17 protein-coding genes, 18 pseudogenes and 1 riboswitch are annotated in these 23,031 nt (G+C 72.2%); of the genes and pseudogenes, 25 read left to right on the top strand and 10 right to left on the bottom strand.

All coding sequences use genetic code 11. From position 1 onward, the window contains the following. Nucleotides 1–282 precede the first annotated feature (282 nt). Nucleotides 283–1,047 carry a class I SAM-dependent methyltransferase gene (locus tag UK94_RS15880; protein ID WP_055750477.1) on the top strand — a complete coding sequence of 255 codons (765 nt, stop codon included), beginning with the start codon at nt 283–285 and terminating at the stop codon, nt 1,045–1,047. A gap of 19 nt (nt 1,048–1,066) precedes the next feature. Here the strand turns inward: UK94_RS15880 and UK94_RS15885 are convergent, their stop codons facing one another. The 3 genes and pseudogenes from UK94_RS15885 to UK94_RS74035 form a co-directional block, all read right to left on the bottom strand. Next, nucleotides 1,067–1,516 (bottom strand): peroxiredoxin, encoded by a 450-nt coding sequence (locus UK94_RS15885; protein WP_041939508.1) that lies wholly within the window; start codon nt 1,514–1,516, stop codon nt 1,067–1,069. 178 nt (nt 1,517–1,694) lie between these two features. After that, on the bottom strand, nt 1,695–2,498 hold an 804-nt coding region (locus tag UK94_RS15890; RefSeq protein ID WP_235488187.1), incomplete at its 5' end, for a LysR family transcriptional regulator. Nucleotide 2,499: 1 nt separating this feature from the next. Next, nucleotides 2,500–2,543, bottom strand: a pseudogene (locus UK94_RS74035) (hypothetical protein); the annotation flags it as partial. A gap of 95 nt (nt 2,544–2,638) precedes the next feature. Between UK94_RS74035 and UK94_RS53930 the strand changes: the two are divergent. The 16 genes and pseudogenes from UK94_RS53930 to UK94_RS15940 form a co-directional block, all read left to right on the top strand. Then, nucleotides 2,639–2,845: SDR family NAD(P)-dependent oxidoreductase (locus UK94_RS53930; RefSeq protein WP_235488190.1), on the top strand; the 207-nt coding region annotated here is incomplete at its 3' end. A gap of 1 nt (nt 2,846) precedes the next feature. Continuing rightward, nucleotides 2,847–3,219, top strand: a pseudogene (locus UK94_RS53935) (SDR family NAD(P)-dependent oxidoreductase); the annotation flags it as partial. A 1-nt stretch (nt 3,220) separates the two neighbouring features. After that, nucleotides 3,221–3,370: pseudogene (locus UK94_RS53940) on the top strand (dehydrogenase); the annotation flags it as partial. Nucleotides 3,371–4,463: 1,093 nt separating this feature from the next. Then, on the top strand, nt 4,464–5,122 hold a 659-nt coding region (locus tag UK94_RS53950), incomplete at its 3' end, for an aldo/keto reductase (protein ID WP_268761394.1). A 1-nt stretch (nt 5,123) separates the two neighbouring features. After that, nucleotides 5,124–5,249, top strand: a pseudogene (locus UK94_RS53955) (aldo/keto reductase); the annotation flags it as partial. A gap of 1 nt (nt 5,250) precedes the next feature. Further along, nucleotides 5,251–5,459, top strand: a pseudogene (locus tag UK94_RS53960) (aldo/keto reductase); the annotation flags it as partial. Between the two features lie 803 nt (nt 5,460–6,262). Next, nucleotides 6,263–6,620: metal-dependent hydrolase (locus tag UK94_RS53965; RefSeq protein ID WP_235488192.1), on the top strand; the 358-nt coding region annotated here is incomplete at its 3' end. Nucleotides 6,621–6,658: 38 nt separating this feature from the next. Continuing rightward, nucleotides 6,659–6,970, top strand: a pseudogene (locus UK94_RS53970) (metal-dependent hydrolase); the annotation flags it as partial. 153 nt (nt 6,971–7,123) lie between these two features. Then, on the top strand, nt 7,124–7,229 hold a 106-nt coding region (locus tag UK94_RS74040), incomplete at its 3' end, for a TMEM175 family protein (RefSeq protein ID WP_268761398.1). 14 nt (nt 7,230–7,243) lie between these two features. Then, nucleotides 7,244–7,364, top strand: a pseudogene (locus tag UK94_RS53985) (TMEM175 family protein); the annotation flags it as partial. 1 nt (nt 7,365) lies between these two features. Beyond that, nucleotides 7,366–7,625 (top strand): annotated as a pseudogene (locus tag UK94_RS74045) (hypothetical protein); the annotation flags it as partial. A gap of 365 nt (nt 7,626–7,990) precedes the next feature. Beyond that, on the top strand, nt 7,991–8,629 hold the full coding sequence (locus tag UK94_RS15925; RefSeq protein WP_235488193.1) for an OsmC family protein: 639 nt from the start codon (nt 7,991–7,993) through the stop codon (nt 8,627–8,629). After that, nucleotides 8,626–9,699, top strand: coding sequence for an LLM class flavin-dependent oxidoreductase (locus UK94_RS15930; protein WP_011605554.1), 1,074 nt, complete (start codon nt 8,626–8,628; stop codon nt 9,697–9,699). The genes UK94_RS15925 and UK94_RS15930 overlap by 4 nt, the downstream gene beginning before the upstream one ends. 239 nt (nt 9,700–9,938) lie before the next feature. After that, nucleotides 9,939–10,009 (top strand): annotated as a pseudogene (locus UK94_RS74050) (Clp protease); the annotation flags it as partial. 1 nt (nt 10,010) lies between these two features. Then, nucleotides 10,011–10,631 (top strand): annotated as a pseudogene (locus tag UK94_RS15935) (Clp protease N-terminal domain-containing protein); the annotation flags it as partial. 375 nt (nt 10,632–11,006) lie between these two features. Continuing rightward, complete coding sequence (locus UK94_RS15940) at nt 11,007–11,360, top strand: hypothetical protein (RefSeq protein WP_011605552.1); 354 nt, start codon at nt 11,007–11,009, stop codon at nt 11,358–11,360. 476 nt (nt 11,361–11,836) lie between these two features. Here UK94_RS15940 and UK94_RS15945 read toward each other — a convergent pair. Next, nucleotides 11,837–12,343: pseudogene (locus tag UK94_RS15945) on the bottom strand (transposase); the annotation flags it as partial. 833 nt (nt 12,344–13,176) lie between these two features. Here UK94_RS15945 and UK94_RS15950 point away from each other — a divergent pair. Next, nucleotides 13,177–14,508 (top strand): acyltransferase (locus UK94_RS15950; RefSeq protein WP_235488195.1); only part of this gene is annotated, 1,332 nt, incomplete at its 3' end. Between the two features lie 152 nt (nt 14,509–14,660). On the opposite strand, the pseudogene UK94_RS53990 reads toward UK94_RS15950, so the two are convergent. The 5 pseudogenes from UK94_RS53990 to UK94_RS54010 all read right to left on the bottom strand — a co-directional run. Next, nucleotides 14,661–14,790 (bottom strand): annotated as a pseudogene (locus UK94_RS53990) (short-chain dehydrogenase/reductase); the annotation flags it as partial. A gap of 1 nt (nt 14,791) precedes the next feature. Then, nucleotides 14,792–15,039, bottom strand: a pseudogene (locus tag UK94_RS53995) (short-chain dehydrogenase/reductase); the annotation flags it as partial. Nucleotide 15,040: 1 nt separating this feature from the next. Further along, nucleotides 15,041–15,112, bottom strand: a pseudogene (locus UK94_RS54000) (hypothetical protein); the annotation flags it as partial. 1 nt (nt 15,113) lies between these two features. Beyond that, a pseudogene (locus tag UK94_RS54005) lies at nt 15,114–15,170 on the bottom strand (hypothetical protein); the annotation flags it as partial. 1 nt (nt 15,171) lies between these two features. Continuing rightward, nucleotides 15,172–15,443, bottom strand: a pseudogene (locus UK94_RS54010) (SDR family NAD(P)-dependent oxidoreductase); the annotation flags it as partial. 167 nt (nt 15,444–15,610) lie between these two features. Between UK94_RS54010 and UK94_RS54015 the strand changes: the two are divergent. The 4 genes and pseudogenes from UK94_RS54015 to bluB form a co-directional block, all read left to right on the top strand. Then, nucleotides 15,611–15,928, top strand: a pseudogene (locus UK94_RS54015) (LysR family transcriptional regulator); the annotation flags it as partial. Between the two features lies 1 nt (nt 15,929). Then, nucleotides 15,930–16,556 (top strand): annotated as a pseudogene (locus UK94_RS54020) (LysR family substrate-binding domain-containing protein); the annotation flags it as partial. Between the two features lies 1 nt (nt 16,557). After that, nucleotides 16,558–17,730, top strand: coding sequence for an MFS transporter (locus tag UK94_RS15965; protein WP_055750539.1), 1,173 nt, complete (start codon nt 16,558–16,560; stop codon nt 17,728–17,730). Nucleotides 17,731–17,949: 219 nt separating this feature from the next. Then, nucleotides 17,950–18,148: riboswitch (cobalamin riboswitch) on the top strand. Between the two features lie 91 nt (nt 18,149–18,239). After that, nucleotides 18,240–18,917, top strand: coding sequence for a 5,6-dimethylbenzimidazole synthase (bluB, locus tag UK94_RS15970; protein ID WP_011605546.1), 678 nt, complete (start codon nt 18,240–18,242; stop codon nt 18,915–18,917). Nucleotides 18,918–18,945: 28 nt separating this feature from the next. On the opposite strand, the gene UK94_RS15975 is transcribed toward bluB, so the two are convergent. Then, a complete protein-coding gene (locus tag UK94_RS15975) occupies nt 18,946–19,473 on the bottom strand; it encodes a TetR/AcrR family transcriptional regulator (RefSeq protein WP_011605545.1) in 528 nt (175 codons plus the stop codon). Nucleotides 19,474–19,678: 205 nt separating this feature from the next. Between UK94_RS15975 and UK94_RS15980 the strand changes: the two genes are divergently transcribed. The 3 genes from UK94_RS15980 to UK94_RS54025 form a co-directional block, all read left to right on the top strand. Next, nucleotides 19,679–20,584 carry a TIGR03564 family F420-dependent LLM class oxidoreductase gene (locus UK94_RS15980; protein ID WP_041939502.1) on the top strand — a complete coding sequence of 302 codons (906 nt, stop codon included), beginning with the start codon at nt 19,679–19,681 and terminating at the stop codon, nt 20,582–20,584. Nucleotides 20,585–20,848: 264 nt separating this feature from the next. Beyond that, a complete protein-coding gene (locus UK94_RS15985; protein WP_041940758.1) occupies nt 20,849–21,754 on the top strand; it encodes an LLM class F420-dependent oxidoreductase in 906 nt (301 codons plus the stop codon). Nucleotides 21,755–22,654: 900 nt separating this feature from the next. After that, nucleotides 22,655–23,030 (top strand): protein kinase (locus UK94_RS54025; RefSeq protein ID WP_268761395.1); only part of this gene is annotated, 376 nt, incomplete at its 3' end. Nucleotide 23,031 lies beyond the last annotated feature (1 nt).

Genomic DNA, 23,031 nt, shown 5'->3' on the forward strand with positions numbered 1-23,031 from the left:
CTGATGCCGGTCTGATCGACCGGGCGCTGGGCGCCGCCGCTGTGCGTACCGTCGCCGGAGAAACCTGTGAAGCCGTTGACGCCGCCTACGCTGGATTACCGAGGCGGACCAGGTTCTCGATTTCGGCGAGCTTCGCTGGCGGCAGGNTGCTGACCCGTTCGACCAGGTCCTCTCTGGTCACCGAAAGGAGCCAGGTGCAGGGGACTACGCCTGGACGCGGAAACGCGACGCGCAGGACGCCCTCGAAGGGAAGTCCTTCGGGAGGAACCGGGGAGGAGCCGCATGACGGGGAGAGCGCCCGAATACGGGCGGTTGTCGTCGCTGGTCTACCAGGTGGACAAGCCGATCGGCACGTCGTTCGGCGACGTCGAGCTCTATCGTGATCTCCTGGCGGGCGTCACCGGGGAGATTCTGGAACCGGCGGTGGGGACGGGGCGGGTGCTCATCCCGCTGTGCGAGGCGGGTCTGCGGGTACGGGGATTCGACACCTCGGCACCGATGCTGGCGGTGTGCCGGGAGAACTGCGCCGTCCGCGGGCTTGCCCCCGAGCTGTTCGAGGCGGACATGACGACCTTCAACGATCCGAGCGCGTTCGACGCTGTGATCATTCCGGCCGGGTCGTTCGCTCTGGTAACCGGGCGCGACCGTGCCCTGCGCACGCTCCGCAACTTCCACACGTGCCTGCGGCCGGGCGGGCGCCTCATCCTGGATGCCGAGCCGCTTGAACCGCTCGGACCCGCCATCACCGTAGATCCACTCCGGCACTGGTGGCACGGCGACGACCTGCTGACGCTCACGTCCCTCCCGGCGGCGCTCGCCGAGAAGAACGTCCGTTCCACGTGGCTGCGTTACGAGCTGTGGCGCGACGGCCGCCTGGTCGACGCCGAGCTGCAGAAGTTCGACCTCCAGATCTACCAGCTCGACGAGCTGGCCGGCCTGCTGCGCGAAGCCGGGTTCACCGTGACCGCCGTGCATGCCGACTACGAGGCTGGACGCCCGGCGAGCGCCGACGCCCGGCAGTGGACCATCGAGGCCACTGCCCGCTGACGCCGGTCAGCCTCGCGTCCTATCCGCCCAACGCGGCCAGCGCCCGGTCGGCGTGGGTGTTCATGTTCAGCTCACTGCTGATGGCCTCGATGATGACCTGGTCCGTACCGATCACGAACGTGGCCCGCCTGACCCGCAGCAGGTCGATCGGCCGCTTCACGCCGAAGGCGCGCGACACGCTGCCGTCGGCGTCCGAGAGCAGCGGATAGTCGAAGGAGTGCTTGTCGGAGAACTTCTTCTGCTTGGCCACGGTGTCGGTGCTGATGCCGACCCGTTGGGCGCCGACCGCGGCGAACTCGGCCGCGAGGTCCCGGAAATGACAGCTCTCCGCGGTGCAGCCCCTGGTCAACGCCGCCGGGTAGAAGAACAGGACGACCGGACCGTCCGTCAGGAGAGTGGAAAGCCTGCGAGGGGTGTTGTCCTCGTCCGGCAGCTCGAAGTCCGGCGCGGTGTCGCCGACACGCAGCATCTGTGCGCTCCTCACCTCGGGCTGGGCGACGGGCATCGGCCCGGCGTCCAGGGCCGTCGCAGCGACGGCCGATTTCGTACGCTATCCCGACCCGGTGACGCTCTGCCCAGGAGCGATGCTTGGGAAAGGGCGGCGGGTGCTGGGGCGTGTCCGACGAGGTGGTGGTCGGGCGGTGGTGCTAGAGACGGGTCGCAGTCCGGATGAGGTCGGCGACGGCTCTGGACCGGCTGTGCGGTGGCCAGGCGATCACGGTGGTGACTGGCGGCGCGTCCAGCACGGGCACGGCGGCGAGGTCCCCGTGCAGTTGGGCTCGGCACGACTCCGGTGAGATCGTGCAGGCGCGGCCGAGCGCGATCAGCTGCAGCAACTGCGCGTGGTCGCGGACCTGCGGGCCGGGGCCGGGCGGGTAGGCGCCGTCGGGGTCGGGCCAGCGTGGCAGGGGCAGGCCTGGCAGTGCGGTGATGTCGGCCATGTGCACGTGGGCCCGGACGGTGAGCGGATGCCCGGCCGGCAGGATCACGACCTGGCTCTCCGTGCTGAGCTCCGCGGTGTGGAACCCGGCCGTCGAGTCGAACGGCCGGTGCAGGAGCGCCACGTCGGCCCGGCCCTCGCGCAGGAGTCGTTCCTGCTCGGCCGGGCCGCACAGGGTGACGTCGACGGGGACCGCGCCGGGTTCGGCGGCGTAGGTGTCGAGCAGTTTCGCCAGCAGTTCGCTGGACGCGCCGGCTTTCGCGGCCAGGACCAGGCCGGGACGACCGGTCGCGGCGAGGGCGGCGCGGCGGGTCCGGCGGTCGGCGGCGTCGACCGCGTCGAGGGCCGCCCGGCCCTCGGCCAACAGCACCGAGCCGGCCTCGGTCAGCGTGACGGTGCGGCTGGTCCGGTCCAGAAGTGCGGCCCCGAGCCGGCGTTCGAGCTGCTGGATCGCCCGTGACAAGGGCGGCTGTGCGATCCCGAGCCGCTGCGCGGCGCGCCCGAAATGCAGNTCTTCAGCGACAGCGACGAAGTATCGCAGTTCCCGGGTCTCCACGCCGCCACGCTATCCCGGATCGATACCTGGGCGGTATCGTTGGTCACCTGATCGGTGTTGGACCCCTCGCCAGGGTCCGGGTCAGCATTGACCCTATGAGCGAACCGACGACTGCGCTGGTCACCGGCGCGAACAAGGGAATCGGGTACGAAATCGCCGCGGGCCTGGGCGCCCTCGGCTGGAGCGTCGGCGTCGGCGCCCGCGACGATCAGCGCCGGGAGGCCGCGGTGGAAAAGCTGCGCGCGGCCGGCGTTGACGCGTTCGGTGTACCGCTGGACGTGACCGACGACGCGAGCGCGACCNCCGCCGCACGGCTGATCGAGGAGCAGGCCGGGCGCCTCGACGTGCTCGTGAACAACGCCGGCATCACTGGTGGTATGCCGCAGGAGCCCACCCGGGTCGATCCGGCCACCATCCGGACGGTCGTGGAGACCAACGTGATCGGCGTCATTCGCGTCACCAACGCGATGATGCCGCTGCTGCGCCGCTCTGCCTCGCCGCGGATCGTGAACATGTCCAGCAGTGTCGGCTCCCTTACCCGGCAGTCAGGAACCGCTGGTGAGCAGACGACGGGTCCGGTGGCCGTGGCGTACGCGCCGTCGAAGACGTTCCTGAACGCCGTCACCCTCCAGTACGCCCGGGAGCTGAGCGGTACGAACATCCTGGTCAACGCCGGNTGCCCCGGCTTCGTCGCGACCGACCTCAACGGCTTCCGCGGCGTGCGCACCCCCGAACAGGGCGCGGCGATCGCCATCAGACTCGCGACCCTGCCCGACGACGGCCCGACCGGCACGTTCTTCGAGGACGCTGGCGTGGTGCCCTGGTGATGAGCTGCTGGACACGGCAGGTAAAGACGCCGCGGCTCAAAACGAGTCCTCCAGCGAGCATGCTCATGAACAGTCCTGCCAGGACCTGGCCCAGGTAGCTGGAGATCCCGAAATGCNGGTGGGTAATCCCATCTGTCGCTCTTGTTGTTTGGGTCCGAACTGTCAGGAGACTGTTGTGCGTATCGNGATCATCGGTAAGGGGAAAGTGGGCTCTGNGCTGGGAGCACGGCTCGCGTCCGCCGGCCACGAGGTGGCCTACGGTTCACGTACCCCCGAGGACCGCACCGGGTCGGTCAGTCAGACGGATGCCGTCCAGGGCGCCGAGCTGGTCATCATCGCCATCCCTGGCACTGCTGTCCTTTCCACGCTGGAGGGGATCGGGGAGGATGTCCTCGCCGATCGGATCGTGCTGGACGTGTCGGCCGCCTTCACGCCGGACATGGCGCTGGCCTACCCCAACGACAGCGTCGCCCGGCGGGTGCAGACGCGCTTCCCCCGGGCCCGGGTCGTCAAGTCTCTGAACACCATGAACGTCTCGATCATGGTGGACCCGCTGGCCTCGCTCTCGCAGGCAACGGTGTTCGTCAGCGGTGAGAACCAGGACGCCAAGGCGGNCGTCAAGGGGTTGCTGGCCGACCTGGNCTGGACCACGGAGAGCATCCTCGACCTCGGGGGCGTGGCCAGTGCGACAGCCACCGAACACGCCGCGCCGTTGTTCTTTGCGACCTACCTGGCCCTGCAGACGATGCGGTTCAACATCGCCATCACGCGCTGACAGCAGTCGCGTCGGCCGGTACCGCCCGCTCCCTGGCAAGTCCCCGCCGTAGCCACGATCCGGTGAAGCGCAGCCTGGAGCACACAACGGACCGGCGGTGGCCCTGCCGCGGCGGACTCCCCAACGGACGTGAGTCTGCTGGGCGCATGAGCAGACCACGGTGGCGCGGCCGGCTGTGGCACAGGTGGCGGTGGCACGGGTAGTGCTCGGCCGGCTTGACCTGGAGCACGCTCGAAGGTGCAGACTCGAAGGAGCCGGCATACCGCCTGCCCGAGCGTGGGTGCCGGCTGATCCCCCACCGAGAGGACTCCGCCCGCGATGCAGTTCACCCACCTCGGTCGATCCGGTCTGTCCGTCTCGCGCCTGTGCCTCGGCACGATGAACTTCGGCCCTCTGACCAGCGAGGACGACTCCCACAAGATCATGGAGTCGGCGCACGGGTACGGGATCAACTTCTTCGACACGGCCAACGCCTACGGCCTGCGTTCGGCCGGCGTGTCGGGCCTCGGCGAGGGCAGGGGCCATACCGAGTCGATCATCGGCCGCTGGTTCGCGCAGGGCGGCGGGCGCCGGGAGCGCACCGTGCTGGCGACCAAGGTCTACGGCGCGATGGGGGAGTGGCCCAACGAGGGCAAGCTGTCGGCGCTCAACATCCGCCGTGCCCTGGACGCGAGCCTGAGCCGCCTGCAGACCGACTACATCGATCTTTACCAGTTCCACCACGTCGACCGTGATACCCCGTGGGATGAGATCTGGCAGGCCGTCGACGTCGCCGTCACGGCCGGCAAGATCCTCTACGTCGGCAGCAGTAACTTCGCGGGTTGGCACATCGCCCAGGCGCAGGCCGCCGCGGCCCAGCGCGGGACGTTCGGCCTGGTCAGCGAGCAGCCGATCTACAACCTCCTCACCCGGGAGATCGAGCTGGAGGTGCTGCCCGCCGCGCAGCACTACGGCGTGGGCCTGCTGCCGTGGTCGCCNCTGCAGAGCGGGCTGCTCGGTGGCGTGCTGCGCAAGGAGCGCGAGGGCAGGCGGCGTCTGGAGGGCCGTGCCGCGCAGTCCCTGGAGGCCAGGCGCCCCCAGATCGAGGCCTACGAGGACTTCNCCNCCGAGCTTGGCCACGAGCCTGGTGACGTCGCGCTCGCCTGGCTGCTGCACCAGCCGGCCGTCACCGCGCCGATCGTGGGACCGCGTGTCCAGCAGCACCTTGACGACGCCGTGCGGGCGCTCGACGTCCACCTGGACGACAAGGCGCTCGCCCGGCTGGACGAGATCTTCCCGGGCTACCGCACGGCCCCCGAGCATTTCGCCTGGTAGCAGGGACCGCCCTCTGCGTCAGCCAGTGCGCCGCGTCCCTGCGCAGGGCGGGCGTGATGATCTCACCGAGGCGCTGCGGGGACTCCATGATGGTCCTGTGAGTGCTGTCGTCGTGGGAATCCGCATGTGGTGCGAGCTCGCTTCGGCCGGCCCAACGGCTTCTCTCCGTCGATGCCCGCCTGGCGCCACCGACGCAGCCGGTGGCGAGAGTGGTACCGGGGGCGGTCGGTCCGTGACCGGTGNCCCGCTCTGCCCGGTGCTCGTCCCGGCTCCGGGGATGGTGCCGGATCCGACCGCGGTTCCGGGGCTGGTTCCGACGCCGGCCCCAGTACCGNCGGGCTACATCGACACCGCCAGCGGGCTCTCCTTCACGGTGCACGAGTTCGCGGAGCTGTCGGACGGCCGGGAGATCACCCTCCTGGATGACCGGGGCTGGGGCATGTCGGGCGGTGGCAGGACCCCCGGCGCGCTCCTGTCCGAGCTGACGATCGAGGAGATCGCGCGCATGGTCTACATGGTCCTGCTGCCGGACTGGGCCGACGTCGACCACCCGCTGCCGCCGGACCTCGCCGCGGTCGAGGGCAGCGGCGGGGCACAGGACTGGGTTCTNCATGCGCAACGGCTACGCGCATTCGGGGTGGTCGCCACGCCGGCCGAGCTCGTGCGGGTACCGCGCCGCCTCGACCTCGGTGACCACCTGGGCGCGTGGCTGGNCACCCCTGCTGACTGAATGCCCGGTGTGGCCGGTGGAAACGTCAGGCTAGAGTCCGCCGAATGCCGATCAATGAGGTTTGTCCGCGGTGATGGGGCGGACGCACGCGCTGAGCGGTGCGGCGCTCTGGCTGGCCGTCGTGCCCTTCCTGGGCCGGGAGGACTGGCTGGGGACCTACGCACTGTCGTTGTCGTCCCATCAGGTGATCGCCGGCGGGGTGGTGGCCGCGGGTGCGGGCCTGCTGCCCGACATCGACCATCCCAACGGCCGGATCGCGAACACCCTCGGCCCGGTCTCTCGGACGATCTGCCGGTGGGTGAGCCGGGCCAGCGGCGGCCATCGGCACGCCACCCACTCCCTGGTCTTCGCGCTCGCCATGGGCGTGGCGATGAGCCTGTTGGCGGACCACTCACGGTATGGCTGGTGGGCGGCACTGTTCGTCCTCGTCGNCTTCGGGCTGCGCGGCCTCGGCCTGGACTTCGAGGGNCACGAGTTCTGGTCCGGTCTGAAGGACTGCGTGACGGCCGGGATCGCCGTCTACCTGATGCACGGCCTGGACATGGGCTTCGTCGCCTACCCGGTCGTCCTGGGGTGCCTCGCACACCTGATCGGTGACTGCCTGACCCCCCGAGGCTGCCTGCTGCTCTGGCCGGTGCACTGGCGGATGGAGGTCGTCCTGGTACCCCGCACCGACGGCAGGGCCGAACGCATGGTGGTGGTACCCCTGTTGGCGTGCGCCATCGTCGTCATGACGGTGCACGTCCTGGGCGGCGCCCTGCCGTCGCACTGGTTGCGCTGACGCGGGCCCGTCACGGCCGGCCGGAGAGTCGCCACCACTCCCGGCCACGCGCCCTGACCGGGGGGGATGCTCTCATGGCGGTATGTGGACAGGGGTAACGAGTGCGGCTGCCCGCACGACGATGGTCGGTCGTGGCGCCGAGGGGGCAGTCCGATGAGGACCAGTCGCCTGGAGGCCTTCAGCGACGGTGTGATGGCCATCATCATCACGATCATGGTTCTCGAGCTGAGGCTCCCCGAGGGGCACACGTTCGCGGACCNGTGGCACACCACNGGGAAGGGCCTGCTCAGTTACCTCCTCAGCTTCGTCTACGTCGGGATCTACTGGAACAACCACCATCACATGTTCCAGCTGGCCCGCCAGGTGACCGGCGGGGTGCTCTGGGCGAACCTCGNCCTGCTCTTCTTTCTGTCGCTGTTTCCGTTCACGACCGCCTGGATGGACGAGACGGGCTATGCGCGCTTCCCGGTCGTCCTCTTCGGTGTGAACCTGCTGGCTGCGGCCTGTGCCTACGTCGTGCTCCAACAGGTGGTCATCCGGGCGCACGGGCCCGACTCCCGGCTCAGGCAGGCCGTCGGCTGGGATCTCAAGGGCAGGATCTCGCCGCTGTTCTATCTCGCCGGAATCCTGTCCGTGCTGTTCGTCGACACCCACGNCAGGATCGGCGTCATCATCGCGACCGCCTGCTACACCATCGTCGCGCTGATCTGGATCATCCCTGACCGCCGCATCGGCCGCGCCGTCCGCGATGTCGGCTCGCTGGACTGATCCGGAACGTGGCGCTCAAGGCCGTCCTGTGGGGCGGGGTGGGCGCGTTGCTGCGAGACTCCTGCCCGCGGGCGACCCGCCCATCCATGACGTGGGATGCGCGGACCTGGTACGAATCCCCCGCCGACACGTCGTACAGCAGCCTGGCGCATCCGATTTCCGGAACCCGCAGCCGAGAAGGCGCCCCGATTGTTGTTCATGTGTTACGGATGCATGGCGTGGTGTTGCATTGGCCCGGCCGCGTGGTGTGGCATGAGGGCACCGCTGTTCCTGGAGGGAAACGTCATGCCGACGACCGATACCGCTGCGCGCCCTGGCCTGCGGGAGTTTCTCGTCCACAAGCGCGAGGCCGTGCTGGCACGGGAGGACGCGATCGCCGCGGGCACCCTCTCGGGTCCGGCGGTGCTGCGGGCGCAGTCCGTCGCCGACGGGCGCAGCGGCGTCCGCCGGATTCGGATCCGTGACCATCAGATCCTCAGCGACTCGCCCCCCGACTACGCCGGTGACGATCTCGGGCCCAGCTCACCCGAGCTCGTCCTCGGCGTGTTCGCCAGCTGCCTGACCCACGTCTTCGAGATCGTCGCTGCCCGCCTGGACATCCCGCTCGACGAGATCAGGGTGGAGGTCGAGGGCCAGATGGAACCCCGGGCCGGCCGGCCGGGCTTCGAGGGCGTGCCCCGGGAACCGCACAACATCACCTACCAGGCCTCCGTCACCTCCCCGGCCACGGCCGAGGAGATCGAGACCCTGTACCAGACCGTCGAGGCGGAGTGCCCGCTCCTCGCCCTGTTCACGAACCCCCAGACGATTGCCGGTTCGCTGGTGCACACCCCGAGCGGGGGACCGGCACCCGAACCGTCGGCCGAGGCGAGGGCGGGGGACCGCGGATGACCGCGGCGGAGTTCCTCTGGTACATCCCCAACGAGGTCCGGCCCGGGCACCGCGGCGACGACGCGGCGGCGGGCCACAACAGCCTGGACACGCTGACCCGGCAGGCCGTCGCGATCGAGCGGCATGGCTGGCGGGGAGCGCTGCTCGGCGCCGGATGGAACCGGCCGGACACCTTCACCGTCGCCACGGCCCTGGTGGCGCGTACGACCAGCTTCGAGCCGCTCATCGCCGTGCGTCCCGGCTACTGGGGGCCGGCGCACTTCGCCGCCGCGGCGGCCACCCTCGACCATCTGTCGGACGGACGGGTGCGGGTCAACATCGTCTCGGGCCGGGACGAGCTCGCCGCGTACGGCGACAGCGACGCGGGCCAGGCGCAGCGTTACGCCCGTACGAGCGAGTTCATGCGACTGGTCCGCCGGCTGTGGACCGAACAGGACGTCACCCACCGCGGCGAGTACTTCCAGGTGACCGGCTCGACCCTCGGTCCCCGGGTTCGGGCGCGCCCGGGCCGGCCGCACCCGAAGCTCTACTTCGGCGGGGCCTCCGACGCGGCGGAGCGGGTCGCGGCCGCGGAGGCGGACGTGCAGCTCTTCTGGGGTGAGCCGCTCGACGGCATCGCCGAACGCGTCGCACGCCTGCGGGAGCTGAGCGAGAAGCTGGGCCGCGAGCACCCGCCGCTGGAGTTCGGGCTGCGCGTCACCACGGTCGTCCGCGACACCACCGCGCAGGCCTGGGCCGATGCCGAGGCCAAGGTCGCCGACCTGGCTGCCCGCCAGGATGACCTCCCCGAAGGCCGCGGCCGCTTCGACGCCGTCGGCCAGCGGCGCCTGCTCGACCTGCAGACGCGCGGTGAGGTCCTGGACGACAACCTCTACACCGCGCCGGGCCGGATCGGCGGCGAGGGCGCCGGCACGACCTGGCTGGTCGGCTCGGCGGCGGACGTCGCGAAGTCCCTGAGCCGGTACGCCGACCTGGGGATCAGCCACTTCGTCCTGTCGGACACGCCCTACCTGCGGGAGATCGAGCGCCAGGGCGACCACCTGTTGCCCCTGCTCAGGTCGCCCGACTGATCCGGCTGCGGCGTCGCCGACGACCGGCTGACGGGCGCCGACCCGCACCACGCCCAACATCGGCACTGGCTCGACGAGACACTCGTCGACGCGACCTACCTCTCACCCTCTCTCGGCCCTACCTGCCTGGGTGATCGGAACGGCGTGCCGGCTGAATCGCCTGCGGCTGCTNCCCGAGGTGATCGATGATGGGGTCGGCCGCGNCGGTGTCGAGCGGACGGGAACCCGAGGAGGGTCCGATGTTCGAGAGATTCAGCGACGGTGCCCGGCGGGCCGTCGTCCACGCGCAGGAGGAGTCCAGGTCGCTCGGNCACGACCGGATCGGCGTGGAGCATGTCCTGCTCGGCCTGCTCCACGAGGACAGCGCGCCGGCGGACGCCGTCCTGGGTGCGTTCGGACTCACGCTGGCGGCGGGCCGGTCGGCGGTCGCGGCGGCCGTGGGTGCGAGCGAGCACACGTCAGCACGGCAGATCCCGTTCACCCCGCGCGCGAAGCTGGTCCTGGAGAAGTCGCTGCAGGCGGCTCAGCGGCTCCAGCACACGTTCATCGGCCCTGGTCATCTTCTGCTCGGGCTGCTGGGCGAGGACCAGGGCGTCGCCGCCGACATCCTCGCTCGTCACGGCGTCGACCCCGAGGAAGCCGGCCACCGAGTGCTCGCCGCCATCGCCGCCAGGGGGGAAGTCCCGCTGTCCGAGGTGATGTACTCGCCGCGCCGGGACGCTGTCACCGGCGCCAACGCGCGGGCCCGTGAGCTCGCCGAGCAGCTCGGCCAGGCCCAGGCGGCGAAGGACGCCGCCCTCGACGCGGGTGACTTCGCCGCCGCGACCGCGATGCGTGCACGCGAGCGGGCCCTGATCGCGGAACGCGACCGGTTGATCACCGAGCTGCGGCCCGGCGGCCAGACCCCACCGCCGGCCCCCTCACCGGAGTAGCCGCGGCACGCCGCGTGGGACGCACGACACCTTTTCGCCGTCGCCGCCCGGGAATGCCTGAATGTCGCGATACCCGCCGGGGTGTGAGCCTGGCAACGCACCCTCCTCTACCTGGCCGGATGCCGGGTAATCCACAAACTATCGGCCTGACGACAGGCCTTCCGGAGCTGGGACCGGCCGGCCCGTGGGTAGCGTTCATCTCGACGCACTCGCAACGTCTCGCCGGAAGTCGGAAAAGCTNGTGAAAGTGGGGCTGGAATTCCCGAAACCATGCGCGGGGTCGACCAGAGGTAAACGGGCGGGTCGTCGAAGGAATGTGTGGAGAACTGGGCGGGCCGGCTGTCGGCCCGCCTCGCGCGAAGGAGAGCCAGGAACATGTCCGCTAAGAAGATCGGCCTCGCCTTCACGACCATCGCCGCCACCGCGGGGCTTGTTTTCGGTGGTGCGACGATGGCGAGCGCAACCACGGGACTGTCCGCCGGCGTCCAGGCGGGAACGGGCGGGAACTCCGCGCCCGGCCTGGCCACGGCGGTCAACACGTCGTTGTCGGCGGGTGAGCTGGCGAAGGTGACCGCGGCGCTCAAGGCCAAGGACTCGTCGGTCGCGGTCACCAGCGTGGTGAAGAACTCCGACGGGTCCTACCTGGTGGTCGGAACCAAGGCCGGCGTCACGGTGAAGTACCTCGTCAGCGCGGACCTGAAGACCGTCACGCAGATCGCGGCCGGGTAACCCGAGCGGCACCTGGGCTCGGGCCCCGTGGCCCGAGCCCAGGCTGGTATCGGATATCAACGGCTGCACCACCGACCTCGTCGAGGACGCGGCATTCGAGCTCGTCCTGGAGGCGGCGCAGGNCACCGCCGACGTCCAGAAGACTGCCGGTCGGCTGTGCGTCGTCCCCTTGGACCGCGCCTGGTGCTGCGGGTCCCNCATCGGATTCGCGTGTTTGCGGGTGATGTGGTGATGAAGGACGAGGACGGGGATTCGAAGAGAAAGAACGAGTGTTCCAGGGTCAGCCCGCCGTCGGCCCGGTCGCGGGGCAGGAGCGTCGCGGTGAACTCGCCCGGGGCAACGGAACGCCGGCGCGCCGACCCGGCGCGTACGCGCCTGCCGCGGCACGACGAAGGGCAGCCGCTGCGCGGGACCGGTTCGGCAAGCAGGCTCACCTGCGGATCGCGAAAGGCCAGCGGCGAGACGCTCCGGTAGGCGGTCGTGATCTTGTGCAGGCCATCGCGGCGCTGGTCGGCGATCCGGTTCTGGACCTGGGCGAGGGTGGCGGCCCGCTGCCGGCGGCCGGCGGAGCCGGGCTTCGACCGGGCGTGGGCCCGCGACGCCCGGCGCAGTTTCCGTTCGGCCCGCTGGCAGTGCTTCGGGTTGGCCACGCTCTGTCCGGTCGACAGGACAGCGAGATGCTTCACTCCCAGGTCGACGCCGACCGGGCCGCCTGTGCGCTGCCGACGCGACGGCCGGGCGGGAACGTCGCGCTCGACCTCGATGGTGAACGAGACGAACCAGCGATCGGCGGTCCGGGACACGGTCGCGCCGAGCAGCCGGGCGCGGCCGTCAGCGAGGCGGGCGGTGAGCGCGCCCATCGGTTCGCCGACCTTGACCCGGCCGATCCGGGGCAGCTTCACATACGCCTCGCCGGCTGGGCCGTAGGCGCCGGTGGTGTAGCGGAAGCCGTCGCGAGCCTTCCCGCGCTTTTTCCACCGGGGAATACAGCGCTGTCCGGCTCTACCTGGCGCTAGACCGACAGCTGGTGCCGCCCCCAGCGCGGCCGACGGCACCGGGTGCGTGCGCGCCGCGAGCGCCCTGCCCACTGCCGCTCCGAACAGCGGCCCGAGCAGCACCTTCTGCGGCCGAAGCCCCTACAGGCCGCCGACACCTCCGGTCGCCGCGCCCACTGTGACGGGCCGGCGCCACCCAGCCACCCAGCCACCCAGCCGCCCAGCCGCCCACCCGGCGAGGGCGACGAGCGCAGCGCTGGTCGCGATCCGCTGCCACAGCGCGGATAGTTCGCCCGGCCGCGGCCGGGCACGGGGGACCACCTCGGAGGCGGCCAGCGTGACCGCCCCGTGAGGCCGCCCAGGCCGACCCCGCGTCGCCCTCGGTGAGCGCCGAAGGCCGCTGCGGCCACGCCCCCGATGACGGCGGCGGACAGGACGGCCGCCCGGACGTCCGTGGAGGTCGTGCCCTGGTCCTGCGCGGAAACGACCTGTCTGCCCCTCTGTCGACCACTGTGCCCTCGGCTGCCGGCGGACTTGGCCGGACGGTGACGGCTCAACCCGCACCGGCGGGGAATGACTTCGCTGCGTAGTCGCTCGGATGCCGAAAGTCGGCTTCGTTGTCGCGGTCGCCAGGTCCGCCTGACAGGAAATGCCCAGGTTGGCGGGATACGAAGGGGGCGAAGGGACAGGAGACGGGCAGACCGGCAGTTCTGAGGGGAGCGTGGATGGCTGAGCACGGACACGACCCGGAGCACGGAGCGCGTCCCACCGCAGCGGTGTCACCCAGGCGCCCGGCATCGGCGGACCGCCGGACGAGCACCTTGCTGGCCGAACCGCCGTCACGGCTGCCCGGCCAGCCGCGGACGGCTGGCCAGCCGCGGACGTCCGGCCGGCTGGGAACCTCTGGCCGGCTGGGAACGCCTGGCCGGCCGGAGCGGGGCGTCCGGCCGTCCGGTCCGAACAGGTCGACCGGGCCGGACGCCTCCCGGGAACGGGCTGCTCGGGCCACCGGGGCGCCGGGGCGGGGCGGCGTCGGGCGCGGCGGCCGCAACCCCGCGCTGGACGGCGTGCGGGCGCTCGCGGTGCTCTGCGTGCTCGTGTTCCACATGGACTCGCTGCCCGGCGGCTACCTGGGTGTCGACGTGTTCTTCGTCCTCAGCGGCTTCCTGATCACCGGACAGCTGCTGGCGGAACGGGACCGGACCGGTGGGGTGTCCCTCGCACGGTTCTACCTGCGGCGGGCCTACCGGCTGCTGCCCGCGTTCTGGGCGCTGGCCCTCGTCGGCCTCACGGCGGTCGTCCTGCTGGGGATCGGCACGGCCGGTGAGCGGTCCGAGTTCCTCGACAGCCTGGCCGCCTCGACGCTGTATGTGAACAACTACTTCCAGGTGGTGCGGCAGAGCACGGGGGCCGGCTGGCTGGGCCACACCTGGTCGCTGTCGCTGGAGGAGCAGTTCTACCTGCTGTGGCCGCTGGTGCTGATCGCCCTGTGCCGCTGGCCGTGGGTGGCCCGCCGGCTGCCCGCGGTCCTGCTGGGCGGGGTGGCCGGCGTCGTGCTGTGGCGCAACGCGCTGGTCACGTCCGGGGCTTCGGGGACGCGGACGTACTTCGCCCTGGACACCCGCGCCGACGCGCTGCTGGTGGGCTGCGCGCTCGCCGCCTGGCTGCGGGCGGCGCGGCAGGGGGCGGCCGGCGAGGGCGGCGTGGCCGGGGCGACGGGCGTGGCCGGGGCGACGGGCGTGGCCGAGGCGACGGAGGCGGCCGGTGTGACGGGGGCGGCGGTGTGCTGGCGGCGCCGTCTGGACCGGGTCAGGGCCGTCCTGCCGGTGGCGGGTCCGGCGGCGCTCGCGCTGCTGGCGGTGGCGATGGTGACCGCACCGAGCGGCTGGGGCGAGGGGTCGGCGCTGCTGTCCCGCGGCGGCTACACGGTGGTCGCGCTGCTCGCCGGCGCCCTCATCCTCAGTCTGGAGCAGGGCGCGACGACGAGCTGGTTGTTCCGTGCCCTCGCCGCCCGCCCGCTGGAGTGGCTCGGCCGGATCTCCTACGGCTTCTACCTCTGGCACTTTCCCGTGGTCGCGCACTGGGGCCACGACCTGACCGGTGCGCTCGGCCGGTGGCCGGCGATCGTGGTGGTCGGCCTCATCTCGGTGGCCNTGGCGGCCGCGTCCTACTACCTGCTCGAACGGCCCGTCCAGCGGCGCCGCGCCGTCGAGCGGCCGCGGCCCCGGCCGACCCGCGCGAGCCCGTCGCGCCGCCGGCCGGCGTTGGCGGACAGCCACCGGAGCCGGTAACGAAGATCGCGGGGTCAGGCGTCGATGGCGGTGTCGCGGGCGACCTTCTCCCAGGCGGCGATGTCCGCGCGGAGGCCGTCGAGGTGGCTGATGATCGCGTCGACCGCGTCGGATCCGAGCGGAAGGCGCAGGGGAACCCGGGGCNCCTCCAGCGCGGTGATGATCGCCGCCGCGGCCTTCGCCGGATCACCGGGCTGGCTGCCGTTGTCGGTCTCGATCATCCGGCGGGTCGGGCCGACGGTGTCGGCGTAGACGGACATCGCGGTGCTCGCGGACGTACCCCCGAACAGTCCGGTCCGGAAGGATCCCGGTTCGACCACGAGAACCGTGATTCCCAGCGGGGCGACCTCGGCCGCGAGCGCCTCGGACAGGCCCTCGAGCGCGAACTTGGTGNCGCTGTAGGCGGAGAACCCGGCGAACGACAGCTGACCGCCCATGCTGCTCATCTGCACGATCGCGCCGGATCNCGCGGCGCGCATGTGCGGCAGGACGGCTCGGACCAGCGCCGCCGGCCCGAACACGTGNACGTCGAAAAGGGACCGCAGCTCGGCGTCGGTGGTCTCCTCGACCGCGCCGACGTGGCCGCGGCCGGCGTTGTTGACCAGCACGTCTATCCGGCCGTGCCGGCTCACCACATCCCGGACGACCGCGTCGATCGTGACCGTGTCGGTGACGTCCAGCGTCACCGCCTCGACCTGCGCAGGATGTCTCGCGACGACGTCGTCCAAGGTCGCGGCGCGCCGCGCCGTCGCGACCACGACGTCCCCGGCGGCCACCGCCGCCTCGGTCACCGCCCGNCCGAAACCGCTGTTCGCGCCGGTCACCAGCCACACTCGNCTCATCGTGTTCGCTCCCGTCGTAGCCGTCGTCGAACCGTCCTCTCCAGACTGCCGTCGTCGCCGCCGCGGGTCCAAGTCCCGCTGTGATAGCCATTTGTTATGGACGCGCTGGGCCGGGATCTCCNCTATTTCGTGGCGGTCGCCGAGGAACTGCACTTCACGAAGGCCGCGGAGCGATTGTTCGTCTCCCAGCCCGCCCTGAGCAAACAGATCCGCATGTTGGAGCGGCATCTCGGCGCGTCCCTTTTCGAGCGCGGTCGCCGGGAGGTCCGGTTGACGCCGGTGGGCAGGGCGCTGCTGCCCCATGCCCGACGCGTGCTGGCCGAGTGGGACGCCGCCCGGGAGGCGACCGAGCGAGCCAAGGCGGAGCAGCGCGCGACCCTGGTGGTCGGGATGAACACCAGCCCGGGTCGCGGCGGCCTGCTGCCGGCGATCACCTCCCGNCTCACCGCCGAGGTGCCCGACGTCCGGCTCCTGCTGCGCCAGGTCAGTTGGGACGACCCGACCGCCGGGCTGGCCGGCGGGTCCAGCGACGTGGCCTTCGTCTGGCTGCCGCTGGGTGACGCCGAGCGCTACACGTGGATCGTCGTCGCCACGGAACCGCGCCACGTCGCGCTGCCCCGGACACACCGGTTGGCGGCCAACGAGACCGTCGAGTTCGCTGACCTGCTCGACGAGCCGTTCCTGGCCCTGCCACCCAGCGCGGGACGGCTGCGGGACTACTGGCTCGCGCTCGACGCCCGCGGCGGACGCCCCCCGGTGATCGGCGCCGAGATCGCCGGTGCGGACGAGACGTACGAGGCCCTGGTCGGCGGCTACGGCGTCTGCCTGCTGGCGGTGGGGAACGCCCCACTGGTCACCCGCGGGGGCGTCGTGACCCGTCCGGTTGCCGGCGTCTCGCCCAGCCGATTGGCGGTGGCCTGGCAGGCCGATGACCGCCGTCCGCTCGTCCAGGCCTACGCCCGTGCCGTCCGCCTGGCCGTCGGGCACGGCGGCCCGGCCGGTACCGGTGACGGGGCCGCTACCGGTGACGGGGCCGGGGCCGGCGACGGGGCGGGGTTCGGTCGCTGATGTGACGCGACGTGTACGCGACCGCGACCCGGCGAAGAAGCCAGCCGCCGCCGACCGGCGGGGGGAGCGGCTGGTGCTGGCGTTGGGCCTGGGCCTCGCCGGCTTGGTGCTCGGCGTCGCGTCGACGGTGTCCGACCCGCTCGCGCTCGGCGCGAGTCTGGTCCTCGCCGGTGCCGCCGGTGGCTCCGTGCACGCCTCCAGCGGGCGGCTGATCCTCGGCTGGTTCGCCGTGCACGAGCGGGGACTCGCGATGGGCGCCCGCCAGACGGCCCAGCCGCTTGGCGTCGCGGTGGCGGCCGTCGCCCTGCCGCCGCTGGCCGGCAGCGGGCGCGGGGTAGCGCTGGCGTTCCTCGCCGGGCTGTGCGTGCTCGCTGCGATCGTGGCCGTGGTGGCGACGCGCGATCCGGCGCGCCCAGCGCGGCGGCCGGACGCGCCGGTGGCCTCCCCGTACCGGACCCCGTTGCTATGGCGGATCCACCTCGCCAGTGCCCTGCTTGTTGTCCCCCAGTTCACCGTCGCGACCTTTGCCGTCGTCTACCTCGTCGACACCCACGGCTGGTCCGCCGCGGGCGCCGGCCGGTTGCTGGCGATCGCCCAGGTCGGCGGCGCCGCAGCCCGCCTGGCCGGCGGGATCTGGTCCGATCGGGTGGGCAGCCGCCTGATCCCCATGCGCATCCTGGCCTGCGCCACCGCGGTCATCCTGGCCGTGCTGGTGCTGGGCACCGCCACGAGCACACCGCTGGCGATCGGCGCGCTGCTGCTGGCGGCGGTGCTCTCGGTGAGCACCAACGGCCTGGCCTTCACGGCCGTCGCCGAGAACGCCGGGCCGCACTGGGCGGGCCGCGCGCTCGGCATCCAGAACACCGGGCAGAACGCCGTCGGTGCGGCCACCCCACCCGTCCTCGCGGTCCTCATCGACGCGCATGGCTACCCGGCGGCCTTCGCCGCGATCATCGCCGTCCCGCTGCTCGCGGCGGCAGCAGTTCCGGCTCGGTGGCGACAGGGTGCCGACATTCCCGCTGCACCCCCGCCCGCCGCGGTCGCCCCGACCACGCCGGACCGGACCACGTCGGACCGGACCACGTCGGACTGGACCACGTCGGACCGGACCACGTCGGACTGGACCACGTCGGACCGGACCACGTCCGCATCACCCACCCAGACCAGGAGCTGACATGCCGGACCGCCAGCACCGATCGCCCATCAGTAACGATCTTGTTCNCCNCATCGTCGAGACGGGGATCTTGGCCGCCCACCGTACCGAGCTGAGCTTCTCCCTCGCCGCCCTCGCCGCCCTCGCCGTGCTGGACTGAGCAGGAGCACGGGGCCGGCCCCGGTGGGCGTCCACGCTCGCCGACGGTGGGGGTTGTCCGCGCGGGGCTGGTAGCGTCCGCGATGGCAACAATTGCGGGGTGCCCCGGGCGACCGGGGAGAATCGGGAAGCCGGTGTGAGTCCGGCACGGGCCCGCCGCGGTAACCGGGAAGTCGCCGTCCACGCGTGCCACGCAGCCACTGGGCCACCGGCCTGGGAAGGCGGACGGTCCGGCGTCGATCCGGGAGTCCGAAGACCGGCCCCGCCGCCACGCCGCCCACCCGGGCGGCCGACAGCGGGAGCCTGCCTTGCCACACCAACGTGACACCGGAACCGCCCCCCGGCCGGACTCCACGACCTCGCCCGACCCGATGGCCCGATCAGGCCTCGCGACCGGCTCGGGTGCCGACGCCCTGTACGACGCGATCCACCGGCGGCGCGACGTGCGCGGCCAGTTCACCGGGGCGCCGATCCCCGCCGACGCCCTCGGGCGCGTCCTCGCCGCCGCCCATGCAGCGCCGAGTGTCGGGCTCAGCCAGCCCTGGGACTTCATCCGCGTCACCGACGACGGGACGCGGCGGGCCTTCCACGCGCACGTCCAGCACGAACGGGCGGTGTTCGCCGCGACCCTGGCCGGAGACCGGGCCGAGCGTTTCGCCGGGATCCGGATCGACGGCATCCTGGCCGCGTCGATGTCGCTGGTCGTCACCTACGACGCGGGCCGCGGGGAACCGGCGGTCCTCGGGCGGCACGCCATCGCCGACGCGGGCCTGTACTCGGTGTGCCTGGCCATCGAGAACCTGTGGCTCGCCGCGACCGCCGAGGGCCTCGGGGTCGGCTGGGTGTCGTTCTACCGGGAGCCGTTCGTCCGGGAGCTGCTCGGCATCCCCGTCGGGATCCGGCCGGTCGCGTGGCTGTGCGTCGGTCCCGTGACCCATCTCGAAGCCACCCCCGACCTGGAGCGTCACGGCTGGGCGCGGCGGCGTCCCCTGGCCGACGCCGTCCACGCCGAACGCTGGCGTGGACGGCCCGAGCGGCGCTCCGCCTAGATCCGCCCAGGCCGGGCGGGCGCGTGGGTCAGGGGCGGGCCCGCAGGCCGTCGAGCAGGACCGTCGTCAGCGGGTCGTCGGCGCGCGCGCCGGGGCGGCAGACCGCCACGTTGAGCAGGCCGACCACCTGCGCGCCGGTGAGGTCGGCCCGCAGCGATCCCTCGCGCTGGGCGTCCTCGACCAGGCCCTGGAACAGCGCGTCGAGCTCCGCCACCAGCTCGGCGACGGTCGGGTCGACCCGGGTGGCGTCGGGCAGTGACGAGATCAGGGCGAGGGGCAGGCCGGTGCACCTCGCCACGATCCGGACCAGGACCTGCCAGCGGGGCCTGGTGGAGGACTGCTCGGCCCGGCCCGCGGCGAGCAGCGTGCGCAGCGTCGTGGCCGCGACCGAATCCAGCAGCGACTGACGGTCGGGAAAGTGCCGGTAGAGGGTGCCGACGCCGAGGCCCGCGGCCCGGGCGATCTCCTCCATCGACACGCTCGGGCCGCGACGGGCCAGCAGATCGAGGGCGGTGGTCGCGATGAGCTCGCGGTTGCGCTGCGCGTCGGCTCGCACGGCCCGCTCCCTCCGCCTCCTGTGCCCCACCCGTCCAGGCCACCACCGGGCCGCGCCCCCCGGCCCCGGCCTGGGCTTCCACACGTCCACCCGCCGACTGCGGGCGAGCCGGACGAAGCCGGCCTTCGGTCAACCGGAGTATCGCATTCAGCTTAATGTAGCGTGCTGAGCTGAACCGGAAGGTCCGGTTCAGGTTGGAGCGATCATGAAGATCGGGTTGTACGTCGGCGGCGGTCCGGGTCCGCAGGCCCTGGTCGATCAGGTCCGGAGCGCGGCCCGGGCGGGCCTCGACAGTGCGTTCATCAGCCAGCCGCTGTCGTGGGACGCCCTCACCGTCGCCGCGCTCGCCGCGGCGGCGGTGCCCGGGATCGAGCTGGGGACCGCTGTCGTCCAGACCCACCCCCGACACCCGCTGGCCCTGGCCGGGCAGGCGCTCACGGTCCAGGCCGTCGCGGCCTCGGGCTTCACGCTGGGCATCGGGCCGAGCCATCCGCAGGTCGTCGAGGACCAGTTCGGCTACCACTACGACCGCCCGGCCCGCCACATCCGCGAGTACCTGGCCGCGCTGCGCCCGCTGCTGCACGGCGAGGCGGCCGACGTCCGCGGGGAGACCGTCACCGCGGTGGGTCGGCTCGACGCCCCGGTGGCCACCGCACCGTCCGTGCTCCTGTCCGCCCTCGGTCCGGTGATGCTGCGGGTAGCCGGCGAGTTGACCGACGGCACGGTGACGGTGTGGACGGGAGCACGCACCGTCGGCGATCACATCGTGCCGACGATCACCCGGGCCGCGGCGGCCGCCGGCCGGCCGGCGCCACGGATCGTCTCCACCGTGATGGTGAGCGTCACCACCGATCCGGACCAGGTCCGTGCCGGGGTGGCGGCACAGCTCGGCTTCGCCTCCGGGCTCCCCGCCTATCGGGCCATCCTGGATCGGCAGGGCCTCTCCGGGGTGCACGAGACGGTCGTCGCCGGCTCGGCGGAGGTCGTCGAGCGGGCCGTGCGCCGCTACGCCGACGCCGGCGCCACCGAACTGGTCGTCGGCCCGATCGGCGACGCGGGGGAGCAGGCACGCACCCTCGACCTCCTCACGGCCCTGCGCTCGGCCGCCTGAGCCCGCCCCGCGCCCCGGTCCCGAGGCCGGCCCCGCTCTCGATCCCGCTCTCGCTCTCGATCCCGCTCTCGATCCCGCTCTCGGTCCCNCTCTCGATCCCGATCCCGATCTCGGCCCGATCCCGGAGCCGATCCCGATGACTGGACCTGTGGTCTTCTCGCCCAACCGGGCCAGGCCGGCGGGGCGCCTGCCCGCCCCCATCGCACTTTCGGCCTAGGGTGGCGCGGGGCGCGGAAGATGAAGATCCGGTTCAGGTTGGAGATCATGAAGATCGGAATGTACGTCAATGGCGGTCCGAGTCCCGCGGCGGTCCTCGACCAGGTCCGTACGGCAGCACGGGCCGGCCTGGACAGCGCGTTTCTCGGCCAGCTCGTGTCCTGGGACGCGCTCACCCTGGCGGCGCTGGCCGGCGCGGCGGTGCCCGGCATCGAGCTGGGCACCGCGGTGGTGCCGACCTATCCGCGCCATCCGCTCGCGCTGGCCGGGCAGGCGCTCACCGTCCAGGCGGTCGCCCCCGCGGGACTCACCCTGGGAATCGGCCCGAGCCACCAGCAGATCATCGAGGGGCAGTTCGGCTACCGGTACGACCGGCCGGCCCGCCACATCCGCGAGTACCTGACCGCACTGCGGCCCCTGTTGCGCGGGGAGGCGGTCGACGTCCACGGGGAGACCGTGACGGCGGTCGGTCGCGTCGACGCGCCGGTCGCCGTCGCGCCGTCGGTGCTCCTCTCCGCGCTGGGACCGGTCATGCTCCGGGTCGCCGGCGAGCTGGCCGACGGGACCGTGACGGTGTGGACCGGCCCGAGGACCATCGGTGATCACATCGCGCCGACGATCGCCAAGGCGGCCGCGGACGCGGGCCGGCCCGCGCCGCGGGTCGTGTGCTCCGTCATAGCCTGCGTCACCGCCGATCCGGACCAGGTCCGCACCGCGGTGGCAGCGCAGGTCGGCTTCGCCTCGGACCTCCCCTCCTACCGGGCGATCCTCGACCGCGAGGGCCTCGGAGGGGTGCACGAGACGGTGGTGGCCGGCTCGGCGGAGGTCGTTGAGCGGGCCATGCGGCGCTACGCCGACGCCGGCGCGACCGAGCTGCTCGTGATCCCGGTCGGTGACCCGCAGGAACGGGCGCGAACCCTCGACGTCGCCGCCTCGTTGCGCTCGGCCGGCTGACCGGGCTGACCGGCTGACCGGGCTGACCGGCCGAACGGGCCGACCGGCGGAACGGGCCGACCGACCGGCGGACCGGCTGGCTGCCGACCTGCCCGCGGGGCCCGAACGGGCCACCGGTGGGCGCGCGCCAAGCCCGATGGTGGGCCCTCCGATCGGGCCCTTTCGGCTGCCGCGGCCGCGCCGCGCAGCGGCCACCGTCGCCTGGGCGGAGCCCGCGGCGGTCGCGACCGCCGGGTTGCTCGGGATCCCCGCCGAGGTCTGGCAGGTGATCGGCGGCGTCGTGCTCGGCGCCGTCCTCACCTGTCTGGACACCGCGCTCGTCAATGTCGGTCTGGACACGGTCTGCCGTGACCCCGGCGCCTGCCCGCGCCGGCCCCGTGGATCGCCGGCGGCCATCGCTCCCGGCGCCGCGGCGCACCGGGGCCGGAGCCGGTCAGCTCGCCGCTGCGCCGTCGGGTGGCCCCGGCGCCCCGCCGGGAACCGCGCGAACCGGTCGGACCGTCGTGCCCCGGCGGATGAGCCGCGCGCCGTCGCAAACCCGAGTCCCTGGTTTTCCCCCGGTGATGATAGCCATATCTGCCAGGTTCCTCGTGCTCTCCGGCGTCCTGCATCCTGACCAGGGACATCGCACCTTGGAACCGCGGGTACCAGCTTCGGCTCGCGGGCACGCCTTTCCGGGGNATGAGGGCGGCCCGCCGACGCCGACGCGGAGAGGACGACGTGTGCGCGGAACGCGGGGTAACACCGTCGGGCAGTGGACCGCGGCATGAATGCCGCGACGTGATGATGGACGCGCTGCGTTTCGTCGCCCGTCCGTCGNCCGTGGCAGTCCCGGGATCCGAGGAATGCGCGGATCGGCGGGTCCACCTGGAACCCACAGTGAAGTGGTGATGGCGCGGAGTGGTTAGAAAGCTGGGAAGTTCCTACACCCTGGAAGAGCGCATCGGCCGGGGTGGCATGGGCGAGGTGTGGCGCGGCCATGACGAGGCGGGCAATGTTCTCGCCTTCAAACTGCTGTTGCCCCACTTCACGTCGGATCCGGGAGTGGTAGCCCGGTTCATGCGCGAGCGGGCCATTCTCATCCGAGTCCAGTCGCCTTTCGTGGTGGCGATTCACGACCTGGTGGCCGAACGCGGTGACCTGGCCATCGTGATGGAACTCGTCGAGGGTTCGGATCTGCGTCGGGAGCTGCATCGGCGCCGCACGATGCCGCCCGCGGAGGCGGTTGCTCTGGTGGTCGACATCCTTGCCGGGCTCGGGACGGCCCATCGGCTCGN

This window comes from Frankia sp. AvcI1, from assembly GCF_001420875.1.
Lineage (GTDB): Bacteria > Actinomycetota > Actinomycetes > Frankiales > Frankiaceae > Frankia > Frankia alni.

Coding starts and splice junctions, on each gene's coding strand:
- UK94_RS15885 (WP_041939508.1), bottom strand. CDS start 1,516: ATGCTGCGTGTCGGCGACACCGCGCCGGACTTCGAGCTGCCGGACGAG.
- UK94_RS15940 (WP_011605552.1), top strand. CDS start 11,007: ATGTCCGCTAAGAAGATCGGCCTCGCCTTCACGACCATCGCCGCCACC.
- UK94_RS15930 (WP_011605554.1), top strand. CDS start 8,626: ATGACCGCGGCGGAGTTCCTCTGGTACATCCCCAACGAGGTCCGGCCC.
- UK94_RS15985 (WP_041940758.1), top strand. CDS start 20,849: ATGAAGATCGGAATGTACGTCAATGGCGGTCCGAGTCCCGCGGCGGTC.
- UK94_RS15880 (WP_055750477.1), top strand. CDS start 283: ATGACGGGGAGAGCGCCCGAATACGGGCGGTTGTCGTCGCTGGTCTAC.
- UK94_RS15980 (WP_041939502.1), top strand. CDS start 19,679: ATGAAGATCGGGTTGTACGTCGGCGGCGGTCCGGGTCCGCAGGCCCTG.
- UK94_RS15925 (WP_235488193.1), top strand. CDS start 7,991: ATGAGGGCACCGCTGTTCCTGGAGGGAAACGTCATGCCGACGACCGAT.
- bluB (WP_011605546.1), top strand. CDS start 18,240: ATGGCCCGATCAGGCCTCGCGACCGGCTCGGGTGCCGACGCCCTGTAC.